The organism is Microbacterium aoyamense (genome assembly GCF_023155855.1).
In the GTDB taxonomy this organism is placed as follows: Bacteria; Actinomycetota; Actinomycetes; order Actinomycetales; family Microbacteriaceae; genus Microbacterium; species Microbacterium aoyamense.
Genome location: NZ_JAKNUT010000004.1, coordinates 341065 through 359269, shown reverse-complemented (window position 1 = coordinate 359269; position 18205 = coordinate 341065). Strand labels below are relative to the sequence as shown.

The 18205-nt window shown below is 67.9% G+C and carries 13 protein-coding genes; 7 read left to right on the top strand and 6 right to left on the bottom strand.

The window, feature by feature from the left end; translation table 11 throughout:
• Nucleotides 1–27: 27 nt before the first annotated feature.
• Nucleotides 28–1254, bottom strand: a complete 1227-nt coding sequence (locus MA876_RS12995) for an ammonium transporter (RefSeq protein ID WP_248149886.1) — start codon at nt 1252–1254, stop codon at nt 28–30.
• Between the two features lie 190 nt (nt 1255–1444).
• Nucleotides 1445–2467, bottom strand: coding sequence for a cell division protein ZapE (gene zapE / locus MA876_RS12990; RefSeq protein ID WP_248149884.1), 1023 nt, complete (start codon nt 2465–2467; stop codon nt 1445–1447).
• 117 nt (nt 2468–2584) lie between these two features.
• Here zapE and MA876_RS12985 point away from each other — a divergent pair, with 117 nt between their 5' ends.
• Both MA876_RS12985 and MA876_RS12980 read left to right on the top strand, forming a co-directional pair.
• Entirely contained in the window at nt 2585–3487 is a 903-nt protein-coding gene (locus tag MA876_RS12985; RefSeq protein ID WP_248149881.1) for a sulfurtransferase, read from the top strand.
• Nucleotides 3488–3499: 12 nt separating this feature from the next.
• On the top strand, nt 3500–3940 hold the full coding sequence (locus MA876_RS12980; RefSeq protein ID WP_372491531.1) for a SufE family protein: 441 nt from the start codon (nt 3500–3502) through the stop codon (nt 3938–3940).
• 17 nt (nt 3941–3957) lie between these two features.
• Here MA876_RS12980 and MA876_RS12975 read toward each other — a convergent pair whose 3' ends face one another.
• Both MA876_RS12975 and MA876_RS12970 read right to left on the bottom strand, forming a co-directional pair.
• On the bottom strand, nt 3958–5763 hold the full coding sequence (locus tag MA876_RS12975; RefSeq protein WP_248149876.1) for an RCC1 domain-containing protein: 1806 nt from the start codon (nt 5761–5763) through the stop codon (nt 3958–3960).
• Nucleotides 5764–5916: 153 nt separating this feature from the next.
• Nucleotides 5917–7128: an alpha/beta hydrolase family protein gene (locus tag MA876_RS12970; protein ID WP_248149873.1), complete on the bottom strand. Its 1212-nt coding sequence runs from the start codon at nt 7126–7128 to the stop codon at nt 5917–5919.
• 34 nt (nt 7129–7162) lie between these two features.
• Here MA876_RS12970 and MA876_RS12965 point away from each other — a divergent pair, with 34 nt between their 5' ends.
• The 5 genes from MA876_RS12965 to MA876_RS12945 all read left to right on the top strand — a co-directional run bounded on the left by MA876_RS12965 (nt 7163) and on the right by MA876_RS12945 (nt 13241).
• Nucleotides 7163–7744: a DUF3000 domain-containing protein gene (locus tag MA876_RS12965; protein ID WP_248150158.1), complete on the top strand. Its 582-nt coding sequence runs from the start codon at nt 7163–7165 to the stop codon at nt 7742–7744.
• Complete coding sequence (locus tag MA876_RS12960) at nt 7737–8936, top strand: ribonuclease D (RefSeq protein ID WP_248149870.1); 1200 nt, start codon at nt 7737–7739, stop codon at nt 8934–8936. Before MA876_RS12965 ends, MA876_RS12960 begins: the two co-directional genes overlap by 8 nt.
• Nucleotides 8937–9008: 72 nt before the next feature.
• Nucleotides 9009–10211 carry a thiolase family protein gene (locus MA876_RS12955; RefSeq protein WP_248149867.1) on the top strand — a complete coding sequence of 401 codons (1203 nt, stop codon included), beginning with the start codon at nt 9009–9011 and terminating at the stop codon, nt 10209–10211.
• Nucleotides 10211–12370, top strand: a complete 2160-nt coding sequence (locus MA876_RS12950; protein WP_248149864.1) for a 3-hydroxyacyl-CoA dehydrogenase NAD-binding domain-containing protein — start codon at nt 10211–10213, stop codon at nt 12368–12370. The genes MA876_RS12955 and MA876_RS12950 overlap by 1 nt, the downstream gene beginning before the upstream one ends.
• A 151-nt stretch (nt 12371–12521) precedes the next feature.
• The gene (locus MA876_RS12945) at nt 12522–13241 is read left to right on the top strand and encodes an SPFH domain-containing protein (RefSeq protein WP_248149848.1); all 720 of its coding nucleotides are present in this window, start codon (nt 12522–12524) and stop codon (nt 13239–13241) included.
• A 1-nt stretch (nt 13242) separates the two neighbouring features.
• Here MA876_RS12945 and dxs read toward each other — a convergent pair whose 3' ends face one another.
• Both dxs and MA876_RS12935 read right to left on the bottom strand, forming a co-directional pair.
• On the bottom strand, nt 13243–15183 hold the full coding sequence (gene dxs, locus MA876_RS12940; protein ID WP_248149845.1) for a 1-deoxy-D-xylulose-5-phosphate synthase: 1941 nt from the start codon (nt 15181–15183) through the stop codon (nt 13243–13245).
• 85 nt (nt 15184–15268) lie between these two features.
• Nucleotides 15269–18103 (bottom strand): aconitate hydratase, encoded by a 2835-nt coding sequence (locus MA876_RS12935; protein WP_248149842.1) that lies wholly within the window; start codon nt 18101–18103, stop codon nt 15269–15271.
• Between the last annotated feature and the right edge of the window lie 102 nt (nt 18104–18205).

The following is an 18205-nucleotide window of genomic DNA, read 5'->3' as shown; positions in this document are numbered from 1 at the left end:
CCGGGCTGCTGTGTGTATGACTGCGGGTCAGGCCTGCTCTGCGAGGGCATAGCCCTCTTCGCCGTGCACAGCCGTGTCGACACCGGCGATCTCGTCCTCGTTCTTGACGCGGAAGCCGATCGTCTTCTCGATCGCGAAGCCCAGCACGAGGGCGACGACGAAGGAGTAGACCATGACGCCGACCGCGGCGATCAGCTGCAGGACGATCTGCTCCCAGCCACCGCCGAGGAAGAGGCCCGTGCCCGTCGCGAAGAAGCCGAGGTAGAGGGTACCGATGAGGCCACCGACGAGGTGGACGCCCACGACATCGAGCGAGTCGTCGAAGCCGAGCTTCCACTTGAGCTCGACCGCGAGGGCGCAGACGACACCGGCGACGACACCGAGCAGGAGCGACCAGCCGGGGGTCAGGTTGGCGCAGGCCGGGGTGATCGCGACGAGACCGGCGACGGCACCCGATGCGGCGCCGACGGACGTGGCCTTGCCGTCCTTGATCTTCTCGATGATGAGCCAGCCGATGATGGCCGCGGCCGTCGCGCCGATCGTGTTGATGACGATGAGGCCGACCGTCGAGTCCTCGGTGCCGAGGAGGCCGAACGTGCCCTCTGCGCCGGCGTTGAAGCCGAACCAGCCGAACCACAGGATCGCAGCGCCGAGCAGGACGAGCGGCACGTTGTGCGGCTTGTGGACGCCCTTCTGGAAGCCGATGCGCTTGCCGAGGACGATCGCGAGGGCCAGCGCCGCTGCACCCGCGTTGATGTGGACCGCGGTTCCACCGGCGTAGTCGATGACGTTGGTGGAGAAGCCGAACGTCTCACCGAGGCTGTAGACCCAGCCGCCACCCCAGACCCACGCAGCGACGGGGAAGTAGACGAGCGTCGCGAACAGACCGGCGAAGATCATCCAGGCGCCGAACTTGGCGCGGTCGGCGATCGCACCCGAGATGAGCGCGACGGTGATGATCGCGAACGTCGCACCGTAGGCGACACCGACCAGCGTGTCGCTGTCGGCGCCGGCGAGGCCGAAGTCCGAGAAGGGGTTGCCCGCGAACGCCCAGGGCGACTCGACGGCGCTCATGTTGAACCCGTAGAGGATCCACAGAACGCTGACGAGCCCGAGCGCGCCGAAGCTCATCATCATCATGCTGACGACGCTCTTCGCCTTGACGAGCCCACCGTAGAAGAACGCCACGCCGGGCGTCATAAAGAGCACCAGCGCCGTCGCAGCGACGGACCAGGCGAGATTTCCGCTATCCATGAGATTCCTCATCCATGTGTCGTGTTACTCAAGGTCCCGAGGAATCGGAATCGGGTGCGACTCTCTCGGGTGTCCCCAGTGTCGCGAGCGAGGGTTTCGAGCGCCGTGCGGGTCGTGTTTCGGGTCGGTTACACGGACCCGTCTCAGGTAAACATCAGGTTTCGGGATGCCTCGAAGCATCCGTCAACCGTCAGGAGAGCGTTGACGCGACGAGGCGCGAGATGGCGCGCAGGTACTTCTTGCGGTAGCCGCCGCCGAGCATCTCGTCGGGGAACACGCGGTCCAGGGTCAGGCCGGTCGCCCGGATCGGCAGCTGTGCGTCGTACACGCGGTCGACGAACGCGACGAAGCGCAGGGCTGCCGACTGATCGGTGAAGGCGGTCACATCCCGCAGGCCGACCTGGGCGAGGCCCTCGATGAGGCGGATGTACCGCGAGGGATGCACGTGCGCGAGATGGGCGACGAGCGCGTCGAAGTCGTCGTCGGATGCGAGGCCCGCTGTGGCGGCATCCGCCGTCGCCGCTTCGTACTCGGCCACCGACAGTGAGACCGCGTGCCCGTCGACGGCGCGCTGACGGTAGTCGGTGCCGTCGATGCGGAGCGTCTCGAAGCTCGCCGACATCGCGTGGATCTCGCGCAGGAAGTCCTGCGCGGCGAAGCGGCCCTCGCCGAGCGCGTTGGGCGGAGTGTTGGATGTCGCGGCGAGTCGGGTGCCGGATGCCACGAGCTCGGCGAGCAGTCGCGTCATGACCATCGTGTCGCCGGGGTCGTCGAGCTCGAATTCGTCGATGCAGAGGAGGTCCGCGCCGCGGAACAGGTCGACGGTGTTCTTGTAGCCCATCGCACCCACGAGCGCCGTGTACTCGATGAACGAGCCGAAGTACTTCCGTCGCGCGGGAAGTGCGTGATAAACAGACGCGAGAAGGTGGGTCTTCCCGACGCCGAAGCCGCCGTCGAGGTAGACGCCCGGCTTGATCTCGGGCCCGCGCTTGGCGCGCTTGAACAGCCCTCCGCGCGCCGCCGGCGCGCCGACGCCGCAGAACGCCATCAGCGTGTCCTTCGCCGCCTGCTGCGAGGGATAGGCGGCATCCGCCCGATAGGTCTCGAACGTCGCGTCCCGGAACTGCGGCGGCGGTACGAGCGCGGCGACCATCTCGGCGCCGGAGAGCTGTGGTGCGCGCTCGGCGAGGTGGACGATGCCGGTCGGGGCCATGCGGATCCTCGTAACAGTCTGACGGTTTCGGCGCCCTCCGCCGCGGACGAATCTAGGCTCGGAGGAGCGCTACAACCCTATGCCGTCACGCATGCCACCCCGACCCGAGGAGCATCCATGTCCGTCGAGTTCGACACGTCGTCCCCCAAGTTCGCCGAATACTCCGAGCCCGGCCGGCTCGTGACGGGCGAATGGCTCGAAGCCCGCCTGGGACAGCCCGGTCTGGTGGTCGTGGAATCCGACGAGGACGTGCTGCTGTACGAGACGGGTCACATCCCGGGCGCCGTCAAGGTCGACTGGCACACCGAGCTCAACGACCCCGTCGTGCGCGACTACGTCGACGGCGCGGGCTTCGCGAAGCTCCTGAGTCGCAAAGGCATCTCGCGCGACGACACGGTCGTCATCTACGGCGACAAGAACAACTGGTGGGCCGCGTACGCCCTGTGGGTCTTCTCGCTCTTCGGCCACGAAGACGTGCGGCTGCTCGACGGCGGACGGGACAAGTGGATCGCCGAGGGGCGTCCCCTGACGACGGATGCTTCGGCCCCGGCATCCACCGAGTACCCCGTCGTCGAGCGAGACGACACCGTGCTGCGTGCGTACAAGGAGGACGTCCTCGCGCACCTCGGCAACCCGCTCATCGACGTGCGCTCGCCAGAGGAGTACAGCGGAGAGCGCACGACGGCCCCCGCCTACCCCGAGGAGGGAACGCTGCGTGCAGGGCACATCCCGTCGGCGCAGAGCGTGCCGTGGGCGCGCGCCGTGGCCGAGGACGGCGGCTTCAAGACGCGCGCGGAGCTCGACGCGATCTACCGCGAAGAGAAGGGCCTGAAGGACGGCGACGAGATCATCGCGTACTGCCGCATCGGCGAGCGGTCGAGCCACACGTGGTTCGTCCTCAACCACCTGCTCGGCTTCGAGAACGTCCGCAACTACGACGGCTCGTGGACGGAATGGGGCAGCGCGGTGCGCGTGCCGATCGTGACCGGCTCCGAGCCGGGCGAGGTTCCCGCGCGCTGACGGCGTGGGAGAATCGGCAGGGTGACCCTCCCAGACAAGCTCGCCGAGATCCGCGACGAGTTCCTCGAGCTCGACGAACCCGACCGGCTGCAGCTGCTGCTCGAGTTCTCGCACGAGCTGCCCGCGATCCCCGCCGAGTACGAGGGGCATCCCGAGCTGTGCGAACGTGTCGTGGAGTGCCAGTCCCCTGTCTACATCGTGGTCGACGTCGATGCCGATGACGTCGTGGCGATGCACGCGACCGCTCCGGCCGAGGCGCCCACGACGCGCGGATTCGCCAGCATCCTGGTGCAGGGCATCTCCGGTCTCACGGCCGACGAAGTGCTGGCGATCCCCGACGACTACCCGCAGAGCATCGGCCTCACGCGCGCCGTGTCGCCGCTGCGCATCTCGGGCATGACGGGCATGCTCGCCCGCGCCAAGCGCCAGGTCCGCGCGAAGCGCGCGGAATAGCGGACAGCGCGGGGCCGTCACCGGTCAGAGTACGGGGTGTTCTCATACCCCGCCCGCCGCAACATTGCGACGAAACGGTTGAGCACGGAACGAATGGCTCGTGCGAGCCGCGGATAGCCGCCGATGTACTGAACCAGGCGTGGGCTCGATCTGTAGTAGACCCGGATGAACCAGCGGCCACACGACGTGGTCGCGAGCCAGCCGTCACGGAACCGGCGAAGGACCCAGACCTCAGGACAGTCGTAAGCGCCGTACACAGCAGTAGCCACGTAGCAACCGCCGCTGGGCTTCGAGGCCGTCGCGGTGACGGGGGCGGCGCCTTCGCCGACACGGTCCGATACGCCATCGAGGTCCTTCAGGCCCGCAGTCAGCATGACCTTCAGCACCGCGGGGAGGTCGTCGACGCCACCCATCTGCTCGGACAAAGTCGCATCGAGGATTGCGAATCGATCTGCGTCCGCGGCTCCCACATAGAGAAGCGTGAGCCGCCGATACGCCTTGACGATCATTGGCGCGAACTCGTCTGTCACGACGTCGCTGAGGCTGGTGGTGTCCCCACTCGCGGCCTTGGACGCCCACAACTCCAGAACCTGATTGGCCACCCCAGCGACCGAATCCCCTCGCTCGACAGCCGCGTGAATCGTGGCGAGCACCTCGTCGCTATTCGACGGGTTGGTGGCGGCAAGAAGGAGATCGAGAAGCACCTCGCCCGCGCCCACCCAATAGCGAGGAGTCATCGTGTCCGGCCCAGCTGGCCGGGGGCGCTCCTTGAGCCGTCGACGAACGAATTGGTCGAAACTCTCCTGCGAACTCCCCAGCGTGCCGTGGCCACCCCGGGGATTCCGCTCCCCGTATTCAGCTGCGTAGGGGTCAGTTGGGTCCGCGATTGATGGGAGGTAGTAGCCGTCAGTGCTCCACTCGACGAACTCAGCAGTGGTGCCGTGTGGGCCCAGAAGTTGCTGGTATCCATTCTTCCCCCACGCGACGACAGTCCCGTCTGTGCGAAGCGCAAGCGAGTGGTCGTTTCCTGCGGACAGCGATGTGACTTGTCGAAGACCCGCGGGTACGGTGTGCCGCACTGGACTGGAACCCCAACCCACGACTGTTCCGTCTCGCCGGCGGGCTACCGCGTGCATCTCACCTGCAGACACCTCGTCGACGTCGTAGAGAAGGTGCGCGGGGGGGTCGTCATACAAACTTCCAGCAAGAACCGAGCCGTCATCTCTTGCCGCAACCCAGCCCGGCCCAGGCCCGCCGCCACCGTCGATGGAGACGACGCCGGTCAGTCCTGCGGGCATCCTCGGTGAGCCCAACTGGGTCTCACCCCACGCAACGACCTCACCGTTCTCTTGGATCGCGAAGCAGCACTCCCAACCGGAGGATACGCTGATCGCCGCACCCGTCGCCGCCGGCGGTTCGATGTCGCCGCGCCCAAGTTGACCCCAGACGACGACCGTTCCGTCCCGGCGAACGGCGAGCGAGTGGCCCCCACCCCCCGATATTGCGACAACATCGGTCAGACCCTCCGGGACGTCGGTTGCGCCGCGGGTGTTGTTACCCCACGCGGTCACGGTTCCGTCGCGACGCAGAGCAAGACTGTGGGCGTATCCCGCAGCAATGGCGACGACGTCGCTGAGGCCGGGTGGAACCTCTACCTGACCTCGCTGATTGCTGCCGGATGCGAGAACCCGGCCAGCAGCGGTGAGCACCAGATTGTGTTGTCCACCCGCCGCTATCGCGATGATCTTCTCCGGTATCCGCCAGATCGACGCGCCGGCAGACGCGCGAGGGTCGAGATTTACGGTCACCATGCCGTCGGACATCGCCATACTCCAGTGCTGCTCGCTACCGAATAGGTGCGGTAATCCCCAGTGACTCACCGTCAACGAGAGCAAGCATGGCAGATCGTCGGATCACGATTCGCCGAAGAGTGCGTGGGACGCCATCAGCAGCGGCTCAATTACCGACCTGCACTCTCACGCGGCTTCTTCCGCCACGAAGCCGCGGCTCGTGAGCCAGGCGCGGATGCTGTCGCTCCAGCGCTGCTGATCGTAGTTCCAGAGCTTCGTGTGCCGGGCGACCTCGAAGACCTGCAGCTCGACCAGGTCCGGGCGTGCGACCACGAGATCGTGCGAAGCGTCCGACGGCACGAAGCCGTCGTCGTCGCTGTGCAGGATGAGCATGGGATGCCGCAGCTCCGCCGCGCGTGCGACGACGTCGAGGCTGTCGAAGGGGATGGACGCACCCGATCGCGTCACGGGGTTCGCCCAGTCGTGCTGCAGCGCCTCGATCGCGAGGTCGGTGACGGCGGTCGGCACGTGCATCATCTTGGCCTGGTAGTCGAGGACGATCCTCCAGTCGACGACCGGCGACTCCAGCACGAGTCCCGCGATGAGGTCGCGGTGAGCCGAGTTGAGCGACACCTGCAGGGCGATCGCGCCGCCCATCGACCACCCCATGAGCAGGACGCGCTTCGCGCCGCGACGGCGGGCGAAGCCGACCGCGGCATCCACGTCCCGCCATTCCGTCGAGCCGAGCCCGTACGTGCCGGACCTGCTCCGCGGCGCCTCGCCGTCGTTGCGATACGACACGACGAGCGTCGTGATGCCGAGTGCAGTGAAGACGGGGACAGCCCGCAGGCACTCGGAGCGGGTCGTACCGCGACCGTGCACCTGGATGACCCACACATCGCCGTCGCCCGCCGGGAACAGCCAAGCGGGGCACGGGCCCACGGCGGAGCCGATGAGCTCGGGCGTGAACGGCAGGTGCAGTTCGTCTGCTCGCTGGTAGTACCACCCGCTGAACGCCGCCTCGGCACCCAGACTGCTCGTGGGGCCGACATGGGTCAGCAGCTTGCGCTTGACGCTGGACTCGTCCTCTGCCAGCACCGACCCGAGCTTGATGTACTCCGCGGTTCCGGTCGTGAACAGCCCGTACCTTCCGGGCAGGACCGTGTCGGGAGTACGGGTCAGCGTGATGGTCTGCGCCGAGGTGTCGAGCGAGAGGATCCGGGTATCGGTCTCGCGCCGCGCGGGCGTCACCACCTTGCGCGCCAGCCGCGCGGATGTCAGGCCGAGCAGGGCGAGCGCCGCGGCGAGAGCCACGCTCAGCAGCGTGAGCGCGACCCGGACGCCGGCGAAGAGACCGGGATTTGCGCCGGCGTTCGCGGCGCGCCTGGGAGGGAGCATCGAGGCATCACTCTAGTCTGTCGGCGTGGCCAGGATGCCTCCCCCCGCCCTTCCGGCGACCTTCGCGCTCGCAGCCGACGAGGTGCGCGCTGCTGCGTTCCGCGACGATCTGGCGGTGCGAGAGATCCCTGCTCCCGAGGGCCTCGCACCGGCCTCCCTCGCACTCGCGGGCGATGTGCGCCCGGAGCCCGGCGCCGAGGACTCCGTCTTCGGCACCGGGCGGTTCATCCTGCTGCACGACCCGTCGGAGCCGACCGCATGGGGCGGCGCGTGGCGCATCGTCTGCTTCGCTCAGGCGCCGCTCGAACACGACATCGGCGTGGATCCGCTCGTCGCCGACGTCGCGTGGGCGTGGTTGACGGATGCCCTGGCCTCGCGCAACGCGGCGTTCCACTCCGCGGCCGGGACGGCGACGAAGACGATCTCGAAGGGTTTCGGCTCGCTCGCGGCGGAAGGTGACGGCGCACAGATCGAACTGCGGGCATCATGGTCTCCGGACGGCGCTCTCACGGCGCACGTCGAGGCGTGGGCGGAGCTCGTGTGCATGCTCGCAGGGCTGCCGCCCGGATCGGAAGGAATAGCGATGCTCGCAGCTCGCAGGTCGACGCGTGACTGAGTACGACGTCATCGCCGACGGAGCGGGCCTCGCGCGCGCAGCCGAGGCGTTGGCGGCGGGGGTCGGTCCGGTCGCCGTCGACGTCGAACGCGCCTCGGGATTCCGCTACTCCCAGCGCGCCTACCTCATCCAGGTCTTCCGGCGCGACGCCGGGGTCTTCCTGTTCGATCCTCCGCCGATCGGCGATTTCAGCGCTCTGCAGGAGGCGATCGGCGGCGAGGAGTGGGTGCTGCACGCCGCGAGCCAGGATCTCCCCTCGCTGCGTGAGCTCGACCTCCTCCCCGCCACCCTCTTCGACACCGAACTCGCCGCGCGCCTGCTTGGCCACGAGCGCGTGGGGCTCGGCGCCGTCGTCGAGGACACGCTCGGGATCACGCTGGCGAAGGCGCATTCCGCAGCCGACTGGTCGACACGACCTCTCCCGCAGTCCTGGCTCGAGTACGCGGCGCTCGACGTGGAGCATCTCGTGGACGTGCGGGACATCCTCATGGCCGAAATCATCGAGCAGGGCAAGACGACGATCGCGGCCGAGGAGTTCCAGGCGACTCTCGAGCGTCTGCCCAAGCCCGCCCGCGAGGAGCCGTGGCGACGCCTGAGCGGCCTCCACACGGTCCGCGGACGCAAACCCCTCGCGGTGGCGCGCGCGCTGTGGCAGGCGCGCGAGGACTACGCGCGCGAACAGGATGTCTCGCCCGGGCGTCTCGTGCCGGACCGCTCGCTCGTCGCCGCCGTGCTCGCGAACCCCTCCACGAAGCAGGCGCTGGCCGCCGTGAAGGAATTCAACGGCCGCGCGAGCCGGACGCAGCTCGATCGGTGGTGGGCGGCGATCGAAGCCGGTCGCGCCGAGACATCCCTCCCCCTCGAACGCGCGTCGGGTGGCGACACTCTGCCCCCACCCCGCGCATGGGCCGACCGCAACCCCGAGGCCGACGCGCGCCTGAAGGCTGCCCGCCCGCTCGTCGAAGCGCGCGCCGAAGCACTGCACATGCCGACCGAGAACCTGCTCACGCCAGACACGCTGCGCCGCGTCGCGTGGACGCCGCCGGAGACGATGGATGCCGCATCCATCGCCGCATCGCTCGCCGCACTCGGCGCACGACCCTGGCAGATTGCCGAAACCGCACAGACGATCGCGGATGCGTTTGTGGGTTCCGTGCAAGCCGCTTCGGAGGCGTCGGAAAGCGGTTCGTAGGTTTCCGCCACCCGCTTTCTCGCCCCCGCGTGGCGTCCATAGTCTGGATGAATACCAAACAATGGAGGCAGAGTGGCCGAGCTTTCGGACGTCTTCTTCGTCGACGGCATGCGCACCCCTTTCGGTCGCGCCGGCGAAAAGGGCATGTATTTCAACACCCGCTCCGATGACCTCGCCGTCAAGGCGACCATCGGACTCATGGAGCGCAATCCCGACGTTCCCGCGGACCGCATCGACGACGTCGCGATCGCCGCGACGAGCCAGACGGGCGACCAGGGGCTCACCCTCGGCCGTTCGGTCGCGATCCTCGCGGGTCTTCCGCAGACGGTCCCGGGCTTCGCGATCGACCGCATGTGCGCGGGGGCGATGACGAGCGTCACGACCATGGCGGGCTCGATCGGCGTCGGCATGTACGACATCGCCCTGGCCGGCGGCGTCGAGCACATGGGGCACCACCCCATCGGTGCGAACACCGACCCCAACCCGCGCTTCGTCGCGGAGCGCATGGTCGACCCCGGCGCCCTCAACATGGGCGTGACGGCTGAGCGCATCTTCGACCGCTTCCCGCACCTCACGAAGGAGCGCTCGGACCGTTTCGGCATGCTGTCGCAGCACAAGGCGCAGGCTGCCTACGACGCGGGCAAGATCCAGCCCGACCTCGTCTCGGTCGCCGTCAAGGACGCCGACGGCGCCTGGGGCCTTGCGACCGAGGACGAAGGCCGCCGCCCGCAGACGACGATGGAGGACCTCGCGGCCCTCAAGACGCCGTTCCGCCCGCACGGTCGGGTGACCGCCGGCACGTCATCTCCCCTCACCGACGGCGCGACGATGTCGATCCTCGCCGGCGGCGGTGCCGTCAAGGAGTTCGGGCTCGCCCCGAAGATGAAGCTCGTCTCGTTCGCCTTCGCCGGCGTGCAGCCCGAGATCATGGGCATCGGTCCGATCCCCTCGACCGAGAAGGCGCTGAAGAAGGCCGGACTCACGATCGCCGACATCGGGCTCTTCGAGCTCAACGAGGCCTTCGCGATCCAGGTGATCTCGCTTCTCGACCACTTCGGCATCGCCGACGACGACCCCCGCGTGAATCAGTGGGGCGGCGCGATCGCGCTCGGTCACCCGCTCGCCGCATCCGGCGTGCGACTCATGATCCAGCTCGCGGCCCAGTTCGCCGAGCGCCCCGACGTCCGCTACGGCCTCACCGCGATGTGCGTCGGCCTCGGTCAGGGCGGCTCCGTCATCTGGGAGAACCCGCACTACAACGGAAAGAAGAAGTGATGGCGAAGTCGGTTTCCGAACAGTACGCAGACGTCGACTTCTCCCCCATTCAGGCTCTCACCGATGGTGAGGTGATCACGAAGTCGACGGTGCGCGACATCCGTCTCGCCTCCGGCAAGGTGCTCGCCCTCGTGACGCTCGACAACGGACGCGACCACAACCGGCCGAACACGCTGGGCCCCGCGACGATGACGCAGCTCGGCGAGACCCTGGACGCGCTCAAGGCACGTGCGGCGGCGGGCGAGATCCAGGCCGTCGGCATCACCGGCAAGCAGTACATCCTGGCGGCCGGCGCCGACCTGTCGGACATCTCGAAGGTCGGGTCCAAGGCCAACGCCAAGCTCATCGCGCAACTCGGCCACAAGGTGTTCGGCAAGCTCGAAGACCTCGGGGTGCCGACGTTCGCGTTCGTCAACGGGCTCGCGCTCGGCGGCGGACTCGAGATCGCCCTGAACTCGACGTACCGGACGGTGGATGCCTCGGCTGCCGCGATCGCGCTGCCCGAGGTCTTCCTCGGCATCATCCCCGGCTGGGGCGGCGCGTATCTGCTGCCGAACCTCATCGGCATCGAGAACGCGCTCGAGGTGGTCATCTCGAACCCGCTCAAGCAGAACCGCATGCTCAAGCCGCAGCAGGCGTTCGACTACGGGATCGTCGATGCGATCTTCCCGGCGGCGAACTACCTCGAGAACTCGCTCGCGTGGGCCGACGCGGTCCTGACGGGCAAGGTCAAGGTCGAGCGCAAGAACGAGCCGGGCAAGATCGAGCGACTGACCAAGTGGCCCATCGCGATCAAGATGGCCCGCGGCATGCTCGAGTCGCGCATCGGCACCGTCCCGAAGTCGCCGTACGCGGCGCTCGAGCTCCTCGACAAGGCCAAGAGCGGCACGAAGGCCGAAGGGTTCGCACGCGAGGACGACGCTCTTGCCGAGCTCGTCACGGGCGATCAGTTCGCGGCATCCATGTACGCCTTCGACCTCGTCCAGAAGCGCGCCAAGCGACCCGTCGGCGCCCCCGACCGCGAGCTCGCCAAGAAGGTCACGAAGGTCGGCATCATCGGCGCCGGCCTCATGGCGAGCCAGTTCGCACTCCTGTTCGTGCGCAAGCTGCAGGTGCCCGTGCTCATCACCGACCTGGATCAGGCGCGCGTCGACAAGGGCGTCGCCTACATCCACGACGAGATCGGCAAGCTCGAGGCGAAGGGTCGCCTCGACGGCGACTCCGCCAACAAGCTCCGCGCGCTCGTCACCGGTACGACCGACAAGAGCCTCTACGCCGACTGCGACTTCGTCATCGAGGCCGTCTTCGAAGAGGTAGGGGTCAAGCAGACGGTGTTCGGCGAGATCGAGAAGATCATCGCCGAGGACGCGATCCTCGCGACCAACACGTCGTCGCTCTCGGTCGAAGAGATCGGCGAGAAGCTCGAGCACCCCGAGCGCCTCGTCGGATTCCACTTCTTCAACCCGGTCGCCGTCATGCCGCTCATCGAGATCGTCAAGACGCCGCAGACGTCGGACGCCGCACTGTCGACGGCGTTCGTCGTCGCGAAGGGCCTGGGCAAGAACGCCGTTCTGACGGCGGATGCCCCGGGCTTCGTCGTCAACCGGCTGCTCGCGAAGGTCATGGGCGAGGCGGCGCGAGCCGTGTACGAGGGCACGCCCCTGCTGACGGTCGAGAAGGCTTTCGCCCCCGTCGGTCTGCCGATGACGCCGTTCGCGCTCATCGACCTCGTGGGCTGGAAGGTCGCCGCCCACGTGCAGGACACGATGGCGCACGCGTTCCCCGACCGGTTCTACGCGAACGAGAACTTCCACCAGCTCGCCGAGCTGCCGGAGGTCGTCGAGAAGGACAAGTCGGGCCGTGTGACCGGTTGGACCAAGGCCGCCGAGAAGGTGCTCCACGGCGCAGTCGGCAAGACCCCTGCGTCCGAGGCCGAGATCCTGCAGCGCGTGCAGGACGGCCTCGCGCAGGAGATCAAGCTCATGCTCGATGAGGGCGTCGTGCCCGAGGTCGAAGACATCGACCTGTGCCTCATCCTCGGGGCGGGCTGGCCGTTCATCGACGGCGGCGCCTCGCCGTACCTCGATCGCGAAGGCGCGTCCGAGCGCGTGTTCGGCGATACGTTCCACCACCCCGTGATCAAGGGCATCGCCTCCTGACGCAACGGCAAGACGACGGCCCCGAGTTCCGGCTCGGGGCCGTCGTCGTTCGTTCACCTTCCGGCCCCGTGACGGCGAACGGTCGGTGAACTCTTGTTCCGCGCGCGCCGTTCTGCGTTCCATGCTCGCGCGGGCGAGGCATCCTGTCACCATGTTCGACATGATCTCGGGCCTGTTCAGCGGCAACGCGCTCAGCGTGCTGGTCAAGACGAGCGGAGCGGCTCTGACGCTGCTCGTCGTGATCCCGGCGCTCATGAAGCTCTTCCTCGTGACGGTCGACGAGGGGTCGGCGGCGATCCGCACGCGCAACGGCAAGCCGATCATCCGCAAGGTGAAGGGCTCGGCCGACGACCGCGGCGAAGTGGTCGTCCTGCGCCCCGGAACGCACGCGGCGTTCCCGATCTTCAACTGGTACCGCATGGTCGACGTGCGGGCTCGGTCGACCGACCTGCCCGCGCGCAGTCTCACGGGCGACGGCGGTCACCAGCACTTCGTGCATGCGTCCTACGACTGGCGGCCGATCGTCTCAGGCCACGACCTGCGCGTCCTCGAACTCGACGTCGTCAACCCCAAGGAGCGCTCGGGCAACATCGTCGGCGCGGCCCTGCGAGATCTCGTCCACGGGCTCGAAGGCGGCACACTGCCGACGAACGCGGAGCTGTCGGCTCGTATCGTCGGCGCGTGCGCCGATCAGGTGCAGCGCGATTGCGGCATCGAGCTGTTGAGCGTCATGGTGACCGGCGACGCCCTCACCGACGGCTACCTGCTCTCGCAGGCGATCACGCCCGGCGGCACGACGGGCACGACGCCGGATGACTGGGATCCGACGATCCCCACCGTCTTCGCCAGCCGACTCACCTCGGTCGGCTGATTCAGCGCCGCGCGCGGTCGATGATCGGCAGCTCGGTCGTCGCGGGCCGCGCGACGGGAATCCGAGTGCCGAGCACCTGAGAGACGACGTCCTGTGCGATCTTCGCCGGCGTGAGCCCGGCATCCTCCAGGATCTCCTCGCGGCTCGCGTGGTCGATGAACTCGTCGGGCACGCCCAGCTCGTCCACCGCGGTGTCGACGCCCGCTTCGCGCAGCACCTGCCGCACGCGCGTGCCGACGCCGCCGACGCGGATACCGTCTTCGATCGTGATGACGAGGCGATGGGATGCCGCGAGCTCGACGATCGACGGCTGCACGGGGATCGCCCAGCGGGGATCGACGACAGTGGCTCCGATTCCCTGCGCGCGCAGCCTGCCCGCGACGTCCACGGCGATGTGCGCCATGGGTCCGATGCCCACGATGAGCACATCCTCGGCCTCGGAGCGCACGAGGACGTCCACGCCGTCCGCCAGCCGCTCGACCGCGGGGAGGTCCGCGCTCACACTGCCCTTGGGGAACCGGATGACGGTCGGCGCGTCCGAGACCGCGACCGCTTCACGCAGTTCCTCGCGCAGCCGCTCGGCATCTCGGGGCACCGCGATGCGGATGTGCGGCACGATCTGCAGCATCGCGAGATCCCAGATGCCGTGATGACTCGGGCCGTCAGGGCCCGTGATCCCCGCGCGGTCGAGCACGAAGGTCACGCCCGCGTGGTGGAGCGCGACATCCATGAGCACCTGGTCGAACGCGCGGTTCATGAACGTCGCATAGATCGCGAGAACCGGATGCAGGCCGCCGAAGGCGAGCCCGGCGGCGGAGGCGACGGCGTGCTGCTCGGCGATGCCGACGTCGTACACGCGGTCGGGGAACCGCTGCGCGAACGACAGCAGGCCCGTCGGGCGCAGCATCGCGGCGGTCATCGCGATGACATCGTCGCGCGCTTCGCCGACCCGCACGAGCTCTTCGGCGAACACGTCGGTCCACGCAGGGACCCCGCTGCCGCTGCCGAGCGCCTCGCCCGAGACCGGGTCGATCTTGCCGACGGCGTGGAACTGGTCGGCCTCGTCGTCGAGCGCCGGCTGGTAGCCGCGACCCTTCTCGGTGATCGCGTGCACGATGACCGGGGCACCGTACTCCTTCGCGAGCTCGAGCGTCTCGAGGAGCGCGGGCAGGTCGTGGCCGTCGACGGGGCCGAGGTACTTGATGTCGAGGTTCGAGTACAGCTCGGTGTTGTTCGTGAATCGCGACAGGAACCCGTGCGTGCCGCCGCGAACCCCTCGGTAGACGGCGCGCGCCGCCGGCCCGAGCTTGCGGAAGAGGCTGTCGGAGCCCTCGTGGAGGTTGCGGTACGCGTCCGCGGTGCGCACGCGGTTGAGATAGCGCGCCATCCCGCCGATCGTCGGCGCGTACGAGCGCCCGTTGTCGTTGACGACGATGACGAGGTTGCGGTCGTTGTCGTCGGAGATATTGTTGAGCGCCTCCCACGTCATGCCGCCCGTGAGCGCACCGTCGCCGACGACGGCCACGACATGGCGGTCCTTGCGGCCCGTGCGCGTCAGAGCCCGCGAGACGCCGTCGGCCCAGCTGAGCGAGCTGGAGGCGTGCGACGACTCCACGACGTCGTGCGCGCTCTCGGAGCGCTGCGGGTAGCCGGCGAGGCCGCCGCGCGCACGGAGCTGCGAGAAGTCCTGACGACCGGTCAGAAGCTTGTGCACGTAGGACTGGTGTCCGGTGTCGAAGATGACGGGGTCGTTCGGGGAGTCGAAGACGCGGTGGATCGCGATCGTCAGCTCGACGACGCCCAGGTTCGGGCCGAGGTGACCGCCGGTGCGCGCGACGTTCTCGATGAGGAAGTCGCGGATCTCGCCGGCGAGCTGCACGAGCTCTTCGGCCGACAGGGCATCGAGGTCGCGCGGCTCGCGAATCGAGGGAAGCAGCGACATGGGTTCATCCTAACCGCGGGGTGTGCGTGGGAGCCGGACACACGTCGAGGGGCCCGGATGCCCCGGACCCCTCGACGATGGATGCTCAGACGAGCGAGCGCAGCACGTACTGCAGGATGCCGCCGTTGCGGTAGTAGTCGGCTTCACCCGGTGTGTCGATGCGCACGACCGCGTCGAACTCGACGGTCTGCTTGCCCTCGGGAGAGAACTCGCTCGGCTCGGCGGTCACGCGCACGGTCTTGGGGGTGACGCCCTCGTTGAGCTGTTCGAGGCCCGTGATCGAGACGATCTCGGTGCCGTCAAGGCCCAGCGACTTCCACGACTCCCCCGCCGGGAACTGCAGCGGGACGACGCCCATGCCGATGAGGTTCGAGCGGTGGATGCGCTCGAAGCTCTCGGTGATGACCGCCTTGACGCCCAGCAGGTTCGTGCCCTTGGCCGCCCAGTCGCGCGACGAGCCCGAGCCGTACTCCTTGCCGCCGAAGATCACGAGCGGGACTCCCGCGGCCTGGTAGTTCATGCTCGCGTCGTAGATGAACGACTGTGGGCCGCCCTCGAGGGTGAAGTCGCGGGTGAAGCCGCCCTCGACGATCTGACCGTCGTTCACCGCGGCGACGAGCTCGTTCTTGAGGCGGATGTTCGCGAACGTGCCCCGGATCATGACCTCGTGGTTGCCGCGGCGCGAGCCGAAGGAGTTGAAGTCCTTCTGCGCGACGCCGTGCTCCGTGAGGTACTGCGCTGCCGGGGTCCCCGCCTTGATGTTGCCGGCGGGCGAGATGTGGTCGGTCGTGACCGAGTCGCCGAGCGACGCCATGACGCGCGCGCCCGTGATGTCGGCGACGGGTGTGAGCTCCATCGACATCCCCTCGAAGTACGGCGCCTTGCGCACATAGGTCGAGTTCTCGTCCCACTGGAAGATCGAGTCGTCGGGCGTCGGAAGGTTCTTCCAGCGCTCGTCGCCCTCGAACACGGTGGCGTACTGCTTGATGAACTGCTCGCGCGAGATCGACGAGTCGATCGTGGCCTGGACCTCGTCGGTCGAGGGCCAGATGTCGCGCAGGAACACGTCGTTGCCGTCCTGGTCCTTGCCCAGGGCATCCGTCTCGAAGTCGAAGTGCATCGACCCGGCGAGGGCGTAGGCGACGACGAGCGGCGGCGACGCGAGGTAGTTCATCTTCACGTCGGGGCTGATGCGGCCCTCGAAGTTGCGGTTGCCCGAGAGCACCGCCGTGACGGCGAGATCATGGTCGTTGACCGCGGCCGAGACCTCTTCGATCAGCGGACCGGAGTTGCCGATGCAGATCGTGCAGCCGTAGCCGACCGTGAAGAAGCCGAGACCCTCGAGCGCCTTGTCGAGGCCCGACTTCTCGTAGTAGTCGGTCACGACCTTCGAGCCCGGGCCGAGCGTGGTCTTCACCCACGGCTTCTGCTTGAGGCCCTTGTTCAGCGCGTTACGTGCGAGGAGCCCCGCAGCGAGCATGACCGACGGGTTGGACGTGTTGGTGCACGACGTGATCGCGGCCAGTGTGACCGCGCCGTTGTCGAGGATGTACGACTGGCCCTCGGGGGTCGTGACCTTGACGGGCTTGGATGCTGCGGCAGGTCCCCCGCTGGAGATGTGCACGACGCGCGTCTCCTCATGCTCGTCACCGGGTGCGGCACCGGGGTCGGAGGCGGGGAACGAGTGCTTCGACTCGAGGTCGACGATGTCCTCCGACGTGGTCGCGTCGGCGTAGTTGAGGATGTCGGACTCGAACTGCGTCTTGGCGTTCGACAGCAGGATGCGGTCCTGCGGGCGCTTCGGACCGGCGATCGAGGGCACCACGGTCGCGAGATCGAGCTCCATGTACTCGCTGAAGGCGGGCTCGTGCGACGGGTCGTGCCAGAGCTTCTGCAGCTTCGCATACTGCTCGACGAGGGCGATCGACTCCTCGCTGCGGCCTGTCAGGCGCAGGTAGTCGAGCGTGACGTCGTCGATCGGGAACATGGCGGCCGTCGAGCCGAACTCCGGGCTCATGTTGCCGATCGTGGCGCGGTTGGCGAGGGGGACGGATGCCACTCCCGCGCCGTAGAACTCGACGAACTTGCCGACCACGCCGTGCTTGCGGAGCATGTCGGTGATCGTCAGCACGACGTCGGTCGCGGTCACGCCGGCGGGGATCTCACCCGTCAGCTTGAAGCCGACCACGCGCGGGATCAGCATCGAGACCGGCTGCCCGAGCATCGCGGCCTCTGCCTCGATGCCGCCGACGCCCCATCCGAGGACGCCGAGGCCGTTGACCATCGTCGTGTGCGAGTCGGTGCCGACACAGGTGTCGGGGTATGCGCGCAGCACGCCGTTCACCGGCCTGTCGTAGATGACCTTCGCGAGGTGCTCGATGTTGACCTGGTGCACGATGCCCGTTCCCGGGGGGACGACCTTGAAGTCCTGGAAGGCGGTCTGTCCCCAGCGCAGGAACTGATAGCGCTCACCGTTGCGCTCGTACTCGATCTCGACGTTGCGCTCGAGCGCGTTCTCGGTGCCGAAGAGGTCGGCGATGACCGAGTGGTCGATGACCATCTCGGCAGGCGAGAGCGGGTTGATCTTGTCGGGGTCGCCGCCGAGCGCCGTCACGGCCTCGCGCATCGTGGCAAGGTCGACGATGCAGGGGACACCGGTGAAGTCCTGCATCACCACGCGTGCCGGCGTGAACTGGATCTCGGTGTCGGGCTCTGCCGCCGGATCCCACGAGCCGAGGGCCTGGATCTGCTCTTTCGTGACGTTCGCCCCGTCTTCGGTGCGCAGCAGGTTCTCGAGCAGCACCTTGAGGCTGAACGGGAGCTTGGCGTAGCCGTCGACGGTGTCGATGCGGAAGATCTCGTAGTCGGTGCTGCCGACCGTCAGGGTGCTCTTGGCACCGAAGCTGTCAACCGTGGACACGTGTGTCTCCTTCGTCGGCGGCGGAGCGCAGCGCACTGGCGCGCATTCCCCATCTTTCCCCTGCATCGGCGGCATGGCTAGTGAGGTTCACCTAACCACCGA

What these genes read in the sequence shown, in the direction of transcription:
- MA876_RS12995 (WP_248149886.1), bottom strand. Translation starts at nt 1,254, where the DNA reads ATGGATAGCGGAAATCTCGCCTGGTCCGTCGCTGCGACGGCGCTGGTG.
- zapE (WP_248149884.1), bottom strand. Translation starts at nt 2,467, where the DNA reads ATGGCCCCGACCGGCATCGTCCACCTCGCCGAGCGCGCACCACAGCTC.
- MA876_RS12970 (WP_248149873.1), bottom strand. Translation starts at nt 7,128, where the DNA reads ATGCTCCCTCCCAGGCGCGCCGCGAACGCCGGCGCAAATCCCGGTCTC.
- dxs (WP_248149845.1), bottom strand. Translation starts at nt 15,183, where the DNA reads ATGTCGCTGCTTCCCTCGATTCGCGAGCCGCGCGACCTCGATGCCCTG.
- MA876_RS12965 (WP_248150158.1), top strand. Translation starts at nt 7,163, where the DNA reads ATGCCTCCCCCCGCCCTTCCGGCGACCTTCGCGCTCGCAGCCGACGAG.
- MA876_RS12945 (WP_248149848.1), top strand. Translation starts at nt 12,522, where the DNA reads ATGTTCGACATGATCTCGGGCCTGTTCAGCGGCAACGCGCTCAGCGTG.
- MA876_RS12975 (WP_248149876.1), bottom strand. Translation starts at nt 5,763, where the DNA reads ATGTCCGACGGCATGGTGACCGTAAATCTCGACCCTCGCGCGTCTGCC.
- MA876_RS12950 (WP_248149864.1), top strand. Translation starts at nt 10,211, where the DNA reads ATGGCGAAGTCGGTTTCCGAACAGTACGCAGACGTCGACTTCTCCCCC.
- MA876_RS12985 (WP_248149881.1), top strand. Translation starts at nt 2,585, where the DNA reads ATGTCCGTCGAGTTCGACACGTCGTCCCCCAAGTTCGCCGAATACTCC.